Origin of the sequence: Mycobacterium sp., from assembly GCF_035623875.1 — a bacterium.
In the GTDB taxonomy this organism is placed as follows: Bacteria; Actinomycetota; Actinomycetes; order Mycobacteriales; family Mycobacteriaceae; genus Mycobacterium.
The window spans coordinates 1-11,553 of sequence record NZ_DASPSP010000144.1 but is presented as its reverse complement, the minus strand read 5'-3'; the positions used below and the strand labels follow the sequence as shown (position 1 = coordinate 11,553).

General features: G+C 64.9%; 13 protein-coding genes. 5 read left to right on the top strand and 8 right to left on the bottom strand.

Annotation, left to right across the window (positions count from 1 at the left end; all coding sequences use genetic code 11):
- The 7 genes from VEI45_RS11625 to prfB form a co-directional block, all read right to left on the bottom strand.
- A partial coding sequence (locus VEI45_RS11625; RefSeq protein ID WP_324853257.1) for an EamA family transporter occupies positions 1 to 815 on the bottom strand: 815 nt, incomplete at its 3' end.
- Entirely contained in the window at positions 812 to 1,306 is a 495-nt protein-coding gene (gene smpB, locus VEI45_RS11620) for an SsrA-binding protein SmpB (protein WP_324853255.1), read from the bottom strand. The genes VEI45_RS11625 and smpB, both read right to left, overlap by 4 nt.
- A 2-nt stretch (positions 1,307 to 1,308) precedes the next feature.
- The gene (gene ftsX, locus VEI45_RS11615; protein ID WP_324853253.1) at positions 1,309 to 2,202 is read right to left on the bottom strand and encodes a permease-like cell division protein FtsX; all 894 of its coding nucleotides are present in this window, start codon (positions 2,200 to 2,202) and stop codon (positions 1,309 to 1,311) included.
- Complete coding sequence (gene ftsE / locus VEI45_RS11610; RefSeq protein WP_324853260.1) at positions 2,203 to 2,892, bottom strand: cell division ATP-binding protein FtsE; 690 nt, start codon at positions 2,890 to 2,892, stop codon at positions 2,203 to 2,205.
- Between the two features lie 106 nt (positions 2,893 to 2,998).
- Positions 2,999 to 3,469 carry a hypothetical protein gene (locus tag VEI45_RS11605; protein ID WP_324853251.1) on the bottom strand — a complete coding sequence of 157 codons (471 nt, stop codon included), beginning with the start codon at positions 3,467 to 3,469 and terminating at the stop codon, positions 2,999 to 3,001.
- An 8-nt stretch (positions 3,470 to 3,477) separates the two neighbouring features.
- Positions 3,478 to 4,449, bottom strand: a complete 972-nt coding sequence (locus VEI45_RS11600; RefSeq protein ID WP_324853249.1) for a mechanosensitive ion channel family protein — start codon at positions 4,447 to 4,449, stop codon at positions 3,478 to 3,480.
- Positions 4,439 to 5,554 carry a peptide chain release factor 2 gene (gene prfB / locus VEI45_RS11595; RefSeq protein ID WP_324853247.1) on the bottom strand — a complete coding sequence of 372 codons (1,116 nt, stop codon included), beginning with the start codon at positions 5,552 to 5,554 and terminating at the stop codon, positions 4,439 to 4,441. The genes VEI45_RS11600 and prfB overlap by 11 nt, the downstream gene beginning before the upstream one ends.
- 63 nt (positions 5,555 to 5,617) lie before the next feature.
- Here prfB and VEI45_RS11590 point away from each other — a divergent pair, with 63 nt between their 5' ends.
- A complete protein-coding gene (locus VEI45_RS11590; RefSeq protein WP_324853244.1) occupies positions 5,618 to 6,979 on the top strand; it encodes an FAD-dependent oxidoreductase in 1,362 nt (453 codons plus the stop codon).
- A gap of 34 nt (positions 6,980 to 7,013) precedes the next feature.
- On the opposite strand, the gene VEI45_RS11585 is transcribed toward VEI45_RS11590, so the two are convergent.
- A complete protein-coding gene (locus VEI45_RS11585; protein ID WP_324853259.1) occupies positions 7,014 to 7,334 on the bottom strand; it encodes a hypothetical protein in 321 nt (106 codons plus the stop codon).
- Positions 7,335 to 7,356: 22 nt separating this feature from the next.
- On the opposite strand from VEI45_RS11585, the gene hisN reads away from it, so the two are divergent.
- From hisN to VEI45_RS11565, 4 genes are all read left to right on the top strand, one after another.
- On the top strand, positions 7,357 to 8,142 hold the full coding sequence (gene hisN / locus VEI45_RS11580) for a histidinol-phosphatase (protein WP_324853242.1): 786 nt from the start codon (positions 7,357 to 7,359) through the stop codon (positions 8,140 to 8,142).
- Positions 8,143 to 8,163: 21 nt separating this feature from the next.
- A complete protein-coding gene (amrS, locus tag VEI45_RS11575; protein ID WP_324853240.1) occupies positions 8,164 to 9,255 on the top strand; it encodes an AmmeMemoRadiSam system radical SAM enzyme in 1,092 nt (363 codons plus the stop codon).
- 81 nt (positions 9,256 to 9,336) lie between these two features.
- Entirely contained in the window at positions 9,337 to 10,746 is a 1,410-nt protein-coding gene (locus tag VEI45_RS11570; RefSeq protein WP_324853238.1) for an acyl-CoA dehydrogenase family protein, read from the top strand.
- Positions 10,747 to 10,779: 33 nt separating this feature from the next.
- A partial coding sequence (locus tag VEI45_RS11565; protein WP_324853236.1) for an acyl-CoA dehydrogenase family protein occupies positions 10,780 to 11,553 on the top strand: 774 nt, incomplete at its 3' end.

Below are 11,553 nucleotides of genomic sequence, written 5' to 3'. Positions count from 1 at the left end.
GCCAGGATCATGCCGAGCGCCTGCCAGCGGGTCACCCGTTCGCGCAGCACGATGATCGCCAGGATGACGGTTGTCGCCGGGTACAGCGAGATCAAGATGCTGGCCAACGAGAGCATCCATCTCTGAATCGCCAGCAGCATGGTGATGTTGGCGCAGGTATCCAGCAGCGCCGCGGCGACCGCCAGCCGCAGCGGTGTCCTGGAGGGAAGCTGGAAATTGTTGCTCATCGCTGCGACGGCGAATACCAGCACGGTGGCCGCCGCCCTGGCGAAGAACAGCGGCCAGAGCCGGCACTCCGCCGGAGCCTGGTGCAGCAGTACGAAATCCAGCCCGAACGCGACACCCGAGCCGACCGTCAGCCAGGCCACTTTGCTGGTGAACCGGTGGGTCCGGACATCCTCGTCGGCGGGCGACTCACGGCTCACCAGGATCACCGCGAACATCGCCAACACGACGCCTACCGACGCGGTCTCCCCCGGCCGCTCGCCGAGCGCCACGCCGACGGCGACGGGGACGGCTGCATTGAGTATCGCCGCAAGCGGTGAGACCACCGAGATCGGTCCGGCGCTGACGGCGGCGTAGAACCAATAGACGCCGACCGCCTGACTGACCCCATACAGCGAGCCCCACAGCAGGGCGGCGGGACGGACCGGTCCACCTGCCGTGGCGGCCACTGCACCGAGCAGCACCGTGGCCACCGGGTAGGTGACCAGCATGACGCGCAGCGCAGCCGCCCGCCGGGAAGCCACACCCCCGACGAAGTCACTGACGCCGTAGCTGACCGCGGACAGCTGAGCGTAGGCGGCGCCAATCAATCCATGCCCTTGGCGCGCCGACTCAATGCACGGACCACTTCCCGCTGAGCGTCGCGGCGTGCCATATCCTGACGCTTGTCATGCGCGCGCTTACCGCGCGCTAAAGCCAGCTCCACCTTGACTTTTCCTTCGCTGAAGTACAGCGCCAACGGCACCAGCGCGAGGTTACCATCACGTATCTTGCCGATTAGCACGTCAATTTGGCGCCTGTGGAGCAACAGCTTTCGCGTCCGGCGGGGATCATGGTTGGTCCAGCTGCCGTGGTGATACTCGGGAATATGCAGGTTGCGCAGCCAAACTTCGCCGTCGTCGACGGTTGCATATGCATCCGCGAGCGATGCCCTGCCATCCCTGAGGCTTTTTACTTCTGTGCCGAGCAAAACCACCCCGGCCTCGAACGTTTCCAAGATTGAGTAGTTGTGTCGCGCCTTGCGGTTGCTGGCCAGGATCTGTCTTCCTGGCTGTGACTTGCCGGCCGGCTTTTTGGCCACGGCTACCGCCGCACGTATAGGCGCAACGTCGCGTATGAGGTAACCCCGGCCATCGCGACACCCACCAACAGCAGTAGCGGCGAGATGTAGAGGATGTCGGCGTAGTCGACCGGGGCGATCAGATGCGCTTGATAGAACTGGCTCAGCGCGTTGTCCAGGAACAGCGCTCGCACCACCATCAGGCCGACAAGCGCGATGATCACGCCGACCGTGGCCGCCACCATGGCCTCTACCAAGAAGGGCAGCTGGGTATACCAGCGGGTGGCGCCGACCAACCGCATGATGCCAACCTCGGTGCGACGGGTATAGGCCGCGACTTGAACCATGTTGGCGATCAACAGAATCGCCCCGATGGCCTGAACCAAGGCGACGGCGAAGGCAGCGTTGCTGAGACCGTCCAACACAGCAAACAGCCGATCGATCAGATCCTTCTGGTTGAGCACATGGTCTACCCCGGGCTGCCCTTGCATCGCGGCGTCGAAATCGGTGTGCTGCTCGGGATTTTCCAGCTTGACGATGAATGACGCCGGAAAGGCATCCTTGCTTGCTAAGTCCTTGAACTGTGGGATCTTGCGAATAGCGTCTTCGTAGGCGTCCTGGCGGTTGAGGAAGCGAACCGATTTGATGTCGTTACGCGCCTCGATCTTCTCGCGCAGCGCCTTACACGGCGGACTCGCACAGGTCGCATCGTCGGCCGAAATGTCGTTGTTGAGGAAGACTTGCGTCTCGACCCGGTCGAGGTAGATGCTGCGCGAGTGGTCGGCTAATCGGACCACCAGCAGCCCGCCACCGAACAGGCCGATCGAAATCGCGGTCGTCAGAATCATCGCGGCGGTCATGGTGATATTGCGACGAAGACCGGTCAGGACCTCGTTGAACAGAAAGCTGAAGCGCACTTAGCGGTCCATCCCGTAGACGCCGCGCTGCTCGTCTCTGACCAGCCGGCCCACCGACAGCTCCACCACCCGCTGGCGCATCGCGTCGACGATGTGGTAGTTGTGGGTGGCCATCAGCACCGTTGTCCCGGTGCGGTTGATCCGCTCCAACAAATCCATGATGTCGTTGCTGGTCTCAGGGTCGAGGTTCCCGGTGGGCTCGTCGGCCAGCAAGACCAGCGGCCGGTTGACGAAGGCCCGGGCGATGGCCACCCGCTGCTGCTCGCCGCCGGACAGCTCATCGGGCAGCCGGCTGGCCTTGCCGGACAGACCGACCAACTCCAGCACGTCGGGCACCACCCGGTTGATCAGATCGGGACGCTTGCCGATGACCTCGAGCGCGAACGCGACGTTCTCGAACACCGTCTTCTGCTGCAGCAGCCGGAAATCCTGGAACACGCAGCCGAGCACCTGACGCAGTTTCGGGATGTGGCGTCCGGGCAGCGTGTTGACGTGAAACTTCGAGACCCGCACATCACCGGTGGTGGGCGTCTCGGCCCCCAGCAGCAGCCGCATGAACGTCGATTTGCCGGAGCCGGACGGGCCGATCAGGAATACGAACTCACCCTTGTCGATCTTCACGTTGACGTTGTCCAGCGCGGGGCGCGCAGACGACTTGTACTGCTTGGTGACATGGTCGAAGGTGATCATCACGGGTCGCCAGTGTAATGGTGAGTTTCGCTGACGTTCGCCGGCCGGGCCGTTAGGGCGCCCGGCGATGATGCGCCCGCGCCGCGGGCGCTAAGGAGCCGGGCCATCAGGGCAAGCCGGGCAGTGGCGGCGCGGCCGGGGGCGCCGGCACCTGGCCGGGCGGCGGCGCAGGCGGCGGCGCAGGCGGCGCCGTCGTCGCGCTGGGCGGACCGAACGGCGGCGGCAACACGATCGTTGGCAGGTTGAACGGCGGCGGTGGTGTGGTGGTTGTCGTCGGTGTCAGAGTCGCCGTGGTTGTCGGCGTCTGTGTCACGGTCACGGTGGTTGGCGGTTCTTGCACACGACTGCGCGGCACCCAGGTGTAGTCCGGGTCGGGCACGAAGCCCGGCGGCACCACTTGGGTCGCTGGCACCTGGGTCGGCTTCGAGCGGGTGGAATCCCGGTGGTAGTCGTATAGCCACCACACCGCGAGAAACGCGATCACCAGCACCAGCGTCGAAGTCCGCACGCGCCCACCGAACAGGTAGCCTGGCCAGCCGCGTTCGGCATCGTCAGATCGTCTCAGCCGGTTCAGCATGAAGTGCGTCAATGGTCGGGCCCTTGCGTTTCGTCCTCGGCGCCCGCAGCCGTCGCGGGATGTACGATGGCTCCCACCGTCACGGGTGTCTCACTCGGGGTGTTGACGCCGGCGCGGGCAAGCGCGTGGACCACCAATGCCCGCAGTCGCCGACCGGCCTCGAATTGCTTACCGGGCAGCGTGCGCGCCACCAATCGCAGAGTAAGGGCGTCGACTTCGATGCTTTCCACTCCCATCATGGTGGGCGCATCCAGCAGCAACTCCCCCAACAGCTTGTCCTCGATCGCATGCTCACACGCCTGATGCAGCACGTCGTTGATCATGCCGAGGTCGGCGCCGGACTGCACCGGGATGTCGACGACGGCGCGCGCCCAGTCTTTCGACAGGTTCACCGTTTTCACGATCTGGCCGTTCGGGATGGTGAACAGTTCGCCGTCCGCGGAGCGCAGCCGGGTTACCCGCAACGTGACATCCGTGACGGTCCCACGTGCCTCAGCGGCGATTCCCGCGACGGTCAACGAGACGAGGTCACCGAAGCCGTACTGCTTTTCGACGATGATGAAAAAACCGGATAGCAGGTCTTTGACCAGTTGCTGGGCGCCGAAACCCAACGCAGCCCCGATCACCGCCGCCGGTGCGATCAACCCGCCCACCGAGACGTTCAGAATGTTGGCCAGCTGAATGGCGACCATGATCGAGATCAGCACCACCGACACCCACGAGATCACCGAGGCCACCGCCTGGCGGTGCTTGGTGGCCTCGGAACGGACCAGCGCGTCGCTCTCGGCGAAGCCTTCGTCCAGACGTTCAGTGACCTTCTGCGCAACCCAGTTGACGAATCTGGCCGCGAGCACGGCTCCGATTAGCAGTAGGACGATGCGCAGCCCGCTGGTGAGAAACCACTCACGAACCTCGCCGCGCAAGACGTCACGCAGCGGATGGGCCAAAACTTTCGCGGCAAGCGTTGTATCAGTCGTCATCTTTTCTGTTACGCCACCGGATTCCTGCTTCCAGAAACCCGTCGATGTCCCCGTCGAGAACGGCAGCCGGGTTACCCACCTCGTAGTCCGTACGCAGATCCTTGACCATCTGATACGGGTGCAGCACGTAAGAACGCATCTGGTTACCCCAGGAGCTGCCGCCGTCCCCCCTCAATGCGTCGAGTTCAGCACGTTCTTCTAAGCGCTTGCGTTCCAACAACTTTGCCTGAAGAACGCGCATCGCCGCCACCTTGTTCTGTAGCTGCGACTTCTCGTTCTGACACGTCACGACGATACCGGTCGGGATGTGGGTGAGGCGAACCGCGGAGTCCGTGGTGTTCACCGACTGGCCGCCGGGGCCGCTGGACCGGTAGACGTCGACGCGCAGGTCGCCCTCGGCAATGTCGATGTGGTCAGTGGTCTCCACCACCGGCAGCACCTCGACTTCGGCGAACGACGTCTGCCGTCGGCTCTGGTTGTCGAACGGACTGATCCGCACCAGCCGGTGAGTGCCTTGTTCGACGGAAAGGGTGCCGTAGGCGAACGGCGCATGCACGGCGAAGGTCGCGCTTTTGATCCCGGCCTCCTCGGCGTAGGACGTGTCGAACACTTCGACGGGGTACTTGTGCTGTTCGGCCCACCGGATATACATCCGCATCAGCATCTCGGCCCAGTCCGCGGCGTCCACGCCGCCGGCACCGGAGCGGATGGTGACCAGCGCCTCCCGCTCGTCGTATTCACCCGACAGCAGGGTGCGCACCTCCATGGCCTCGATGTCGGCACTCAGCGCCTTGAATTCCGCGTCCGCCTCGGCCTGTGCCTCGGCCGCGGCGGCGCCGCTCTCTTCGGCCGCCAGTTCGTAGAGCACCGGCAAGTCGTCGAGGCGGCGGCGCAGGTCTTCGACGCGGCGCAACTCGCCCTGGGTGTGCGACAGCTCGCTGGTCACCCGCTGCGCCCGGGCCTGGTCATCCCACAGGTTGGGATCGGCCGCCTCGTGCTCGAGCTTGTCGATGCGGCTGCGCAGACCATCGACATCGAGCACCCGCTCCACCGTGGTCAGGGTGGAGTCAAGGGCGGCGATGTCGGCCTGGCGGTCGGGGTCCACGCCTAATCACGTTACCGGCGTACTCGCGTTCGGCGACGATGCGGGCGTTTAGCATCGAGAATTATGCGTCCTTACCACGTCGCAATCGTCGGTTCCGGTCCGTCCGGATTTTTCGCCGCAGCGTCGCTGCTGAAAGCCGCCGACTCGTCCGCGGACATCGACGTCGGCGTTGACATGCTGGAAATGCTGCCCACGCCGTGGGGCCTAGTGCGCTCCGGCGTCGCGCCGGACCACCCGAAGATCAAGTCGATCAGCAAGCAGTTCGAAAAGACCGCCGAGGATCCGCGCTTCAGGTTCTTCGGCAACGTCGCGGTTGGCGAGCATGTCGAGGCCGCTGAACTCGCCGAACGCTACGACGCGGTGATTTACGCGATCGGGACGCAGTCGGATCGATCCTTGAACATTCCCGGCGAAGAGCTGCCGGGCAGCGTCGCCGCGGTCGACTTCGTGGGCTGGTACAACGCCCACCCACACTTTGAGCAGACGACCCCCGACCTGTCCGGCGCCCGAGCCGTAGTCGTCGGCAACGGCAATGTCGCACTCGACGTCGCACGCATTCTCGTCACCGACCCCGATGCGCTGGCAGCTACCGATATCGCCGACCACGCCCTGGAATCGCTGCGCCCATGCGGTGTCGAGGAAGTGGTGATCATCGGCCGTCGCGGCCCGCTGCAATCCGCGTTCACCACGCTGGAGCTGCGGGAGCTAGCAGACCTGGAAAACGTCGACGTGATCGTTGACCCCGCCCAGCTGGAGGGCATCACCGACGAGGATCTCGAGGCGGCCGGCAAGACCACCAAACAGAACATCAAGGTGTTGCGCGGCTATGCGGGCCTCGAGCCGCGTCCGGGACACCGACGGATGGTGTTTCGGTTCCTGACCTCGCCGATCGCGATCAACGGCGACGGCAAGGTGGAGAGCATCGTGCTCGGCCGCAACGAGTTGGTCACCGACGAGAATGGACGGGTCGCGGCCAAGGACACCGGCGACCGCGAGGAGCTGCCGGTTCAGCTGGTCGTGCGGTCGGTGGGGTATCGCGGGCTGCCGACTCCCGGTCTGCCGTTCGACGACAAGAGCGCGACCATCCCGCATAGCAACGGTCGGGTCGAGGGCCGTCGCAACGAGTATGTCGTCGGCTGGATCAAGCGCGGGCCCAGCGGTGTGATCGGCACTAACAAAAAGGACTCCCAGGACACCGTCGACACCCTGATCGCGGATTTGACTGGTGCAACTGAACTGGCGGACTTCCCCGACGACCACGCCGACAAACTCGCCGAGTGGCTGCACTCGCGCCAGCCCAAACTCGTCACCGACGCGCACTGGAAGCTGATCGACGAATATGAGCGATCGGCCGGCGAGCCGCACGGGCGGCCACGCGTCAAGCTGCCGAGCCTGGCCAAACTACTGCACGTCAGCCACGGCTGAGCAGCGCCGGATCGGACAGCGTCCCTTTACCGGACTAGGCGTCGGGCGGGGCGAACGTCCAGTTGTCGGGATTTCGCTGCGAGTACACCACCGGCTTCAAATCGCCCACGGTCGGCCAGTTGTCAACATTCACGGCCATACGTTGATAGACGGCGTGCTCGTTGACAGTTGGTCCGTCGATGACGCCCGTGATCGTGACGTACTGCTCGCCGGTGGCGTCCGGCCGCGGGCTGACACCGGTGATCAGCAGCGTGCCGTTGAGCGCATCCGAACGCGGGCCGCGACGGATGAACCGCGGACCCAGAATCACCACGAGGACCCCGACCAGCAACAGCAGCGCACCGATTTCCCACACCACGCCATGGTAGGACTGCACCATGAACCAGCCTGACGACGATCTCGCGGTGGCGTTGGCGCTGGCTGACCAGGCCGACGAGGTGACGCTGGCCCGCTTCGGGGCGCTGGACCTGCAGGTCGACACCAAACCGGACCTGACGCCAGTCAGCGACGCGGATCGCGCGGTCGAAACTGGTTTGCGTGAGACGCTCGGGCGCGTCCGGCCCGGCGACAGCATCCTTGGTGAAGAGTTCGGCGGGTCAACAACTTTCGCCGGACGCCAGTGGATCATCGACCCGATCGACGGCACCAAGAATTTTGTGCGGGGCGTGCCGGTGTGGGCCAGCCTGATCGCGTTATTGGAGGACGGCGTGCCGCGGGTCGGCGTGGTCAGCGCGCCGGCACTGCAGCGCCGGTGGTGGGCCGCCGGCGGCGTCGGCGCGTTCGCAGCGGTTGGCGACGCCCCGGCCCGCCGGCTCTCGGTTTCCTCAGTGGCGCAGCTGAATTCGGCCAGCTTATCGTTCTCCAGCCTGTCCGGGTGGGCCCAGCTCGGTCTGCGGGACCGCTTCCTCGAGCTGACCGATGCGATGTGGCGGGTGCGCGCTTATGGCGACTTTCTGTCCTACTGCCTGGTGGCTGAGGGGGCCGTCGACGTCGCCGCCGAACCGGAGGTCTCGGTCTGGGATCTGGCGCCGTTGGACATCCTGGTTCGCGAGGCCGGCGGCGTGTTCACCAGCCTCGACGGCACCGCCGGGCCGCACGGCGGCAGCGCAGTGGCGACTAACGGCCTGCTGCACGATCAGGTATTGCGCAGGCTTGCCGAGTAGCCTGGGCCGCGGGAGTATGCCATGGCCTGGGACGACCCGTTCACCATTGCGACGAAACACTGGCACCGCCTCAACGACGGCCGGATCCAGTGCGACGTATGTCCGCGGGCATGCAAGCTGCACGAAGGCCAGCGCGGCCTGTGCTTCGTCCGCAGCCGGATCGACGACCAGATAACGCTCACCAGTTATGGGCGCTCGAGCGGCTTCTGCGTGGATCCCGTTGAAAAGAAGCCGCTCAACCACTTCTTGCCGGGTTCGGCCGTGCTGTCGTTCGGCACCGCAGGCTGCAACCTCGCCTGCAAGTTCTGCCAGAACTGGGACATCTCCAAGTCCCGCGAAATCGACACTCTCACGAGCCGGGCCAGCCCGGGCGACATCGCGCGTGCCGCTCACGAATTAGGTTGCCGCAGTGTGGCTTTCACCTACAACGACCCGACGATCTTCTGGGAGTATGCCGCCGATGTCGCCGACGCCTGCCACGACCGGGGTATCAGAGCAATCGCGGTCACGGCCGGCTACATGTGTGCGCAGCCCCGCGCGGAGTTTTATCGGCGCATCGACGCCGCCAACGTCGACCTGAAAGCGTTCACCGAAGACTTCTACCGCAAGGTTTGCGTCGGCCATCTGGATGACGTACTGGACACCCTGGTCTACCTGCGACACGAGACGGACGTGTGGCTAGAGATCACCACTCTGCTGATTCCCGGACGCAATGACAGCGACGCAGAGATCGCCGCGGAATGTGGGTGGATCCGCGAGAACCTCGGCGTCGACGTGCCGGTGCACTTCACCGCGTTTCACCCGGACTACAAGATGATGGAAACGCCGCCCACCTCGCCGGGCACACTGATCCGCGCTCGACAGATCGGCATCGGTGAAGGCCTGCGATACGTCTACACCGGAAACGTCCACGACACCGAAGGCGGCAGCACATTGTGTCCCGGCTGTGGATCCGCGGTCGTGGTCCGGGACTGGTACGCGATGCGGTGCTACGGGCTCACCGATGACGGCCACTGCCAGGTATGCGCCTGCCAGATCGCTGGCGTGTACGACGGGCCGGCCGAGCAGTGGGGCCGGCGGCGGCTTCCCATCCGGGACCTGTCACGCGTGTGAAGCACTTAACAGCTGACTGCTACCTTACTCTGGAGTAAGATAGGAGTCATTCGCACTGCCCCAACGACCGAGGCTGCTGATATGGCAAATACTGTCGCCGCGACAAACGGCTCCCGAAATGGCTCCAAGCCGCGCTCCAGGCGCGCCGGCCGGAAGACCGCCGTCGGCGAGTACAAGCACAAGCGGACCGGCATCGATGTCGCGCTGGGCCTCCTTACGCCCATCGTGGGCCAGGAATTCTTGGACAAATACAACCTGCGCGATCCGCTCAACCGGACGCTGCGCTACGGCGTTAAGACGGTGTTCTCCGCCGCCGGGGCCACCACCCGTCAGTTCAAGCGGGTCCAGGGCCTCCGCGGCGGACCGACCCGGCTGAAGACCAGCGGCAAGGATTACTTCGACCTGACGCCCGACGACGACCAAAGGCTCATCGTCGAGACTGTCGAGCAGTTCGCCGAAGAGATCTTGCGTCCGGCGGCCCATGACGCCGACGAAGCAACCACCTATCCCCAAGACCTGATCGCCAAGGCAGCGGAGTTGGCGATCACCGCGGTCAACGTTCCCGAGGATTTCGACGGTATAGCCGAGCACCGCTCCAGCGTGACCAACGTGCTGGTCGCCGAGGCTCTTGCCTACGGCGATATGGGGCTGGCCCTGCCGATCCTGGCCCCGGCAGGCGTCGCCGCCGCGCTCACCCACTGGGGCAGCGCCGACCAGCAGGCCACCTACCTCAAGGAATTCGCCGGCGAGAACGTCCCGCAGGCCTGCGTGGCCATCGCCGAGCCGCAGCCACTGTTCGACCCCACGGCGCTGAAGACCACGGCAGTACGGACGCCGAGCGGCTACCGGCTCGACGGCGTCAAGTCACTAGTCCCGGCGGCCGCCAACGCCGAGTTGTTCGTGGTCGCAGCCCAACTCAACGGCAAGCCCGCATTGTTCATCGTCGAGTCGTCGAGCAAAGGCCTAACCGTGAAGTCCGACCCGAGCATGGGTATCCGCGCTGCCGCTCTGGGTCAAGTGGAGCTCGAGCACGTATCGGTGCCGGTGAACGCCCGGCTGGGTGAGGATGGCGCCAGCGACGACGATTATTCCGAGGCCATCGGACTGTCCCGGCTGGGCTGGGCGGCGCTGGCGGTCGGGACATCTCACGCGGTGCTCGACTACGTCATCCCCTACGTGAAGGAACGAGAAGCGTTCGGCGAGCCCATTGCGCACCGGCAGTCAGTAGCGTTCATGTGCGCCGACATCGCGATCGAACTCGATGGGTTGCGGTTGATCACCTGGCGCGGCGCGGCCCGTGCCGAACAGGGCCTGCCGTTCAGCCGCGAAGCGGCACTGGCCAAGCGGCTCGGCGCCGACAAGGGCATGCAGATCGGTCTGGACGGCGTGCAACTGCTCGGCGGCCACGGCTACACGAAGGAACACCCCGTCGAGCGCTGGTACCGCGACCTGCGGGCTATCGGTGTCGCCGAGGGCGTTGTCGTTATCTAAGTCGTTATTCAGTTCGCAACCGAAAGACCAATCATGGCAATCAATTTGGAACTGCCCCGCAAGCTGCACGCGGTGATCGACAAGGCGCACCAGGGCGCTGCGGAGATGATGCGACCGATCGCCCGCAAATACGACATCAAGGAGCACGCCTATCCGGTCGAGCTCGACACATTGGCGAACCTGTTCGCCGGAGCCGCCGAATCCAACACCTTGGGTATGGCCGGAGCCGACGCGTTTCGCAGCAGCGAAAGCGAGGAGGAAAACCGTAACGGCGCCAACATGGCAGCGGTGCTGCAAGCCCTGGAGGCCAGTTGGGGCGACGCGGCGATGATGCTGTCGATTCCCTACCAGGGTCTCGGTAACGCGGCGATCTCTGGTGTGGCCACTGATGAGCAGCTGCAGCGTCTGGGCAGGGTCTGGGCGGCAATGGCGATCACCGAACCGGCCTTCGGGTCCGATTCGGCGGCGGTGTCCACCACAGCCAAGCTGGATGGCGACGAATACGTGATCAACGGCGAGAAGATTTTCGTCACCGCGGGTTCGCGAGCCACCCACATCGTGGTGTGGGCGACGCTGGACAAGTCGAAGGGCCGTCCGGCGATCAAGTCGTTCATCGTGCCGCGCGAACACCCGGGTGTCACCGTCGAGCGGCTGGAGAACAAGCTCGGGATCAAGGGCTCCGACACGGCTGTCATCCGGTTCGACAACGCGCGCATCCCCAAGGACAACCTGCTAGGTAACCCAGAAATCGAGCCCGGCAAGGGGTTCGCCGGGGTGATGGAAACCTTCGACAACACCCGGCCTGTG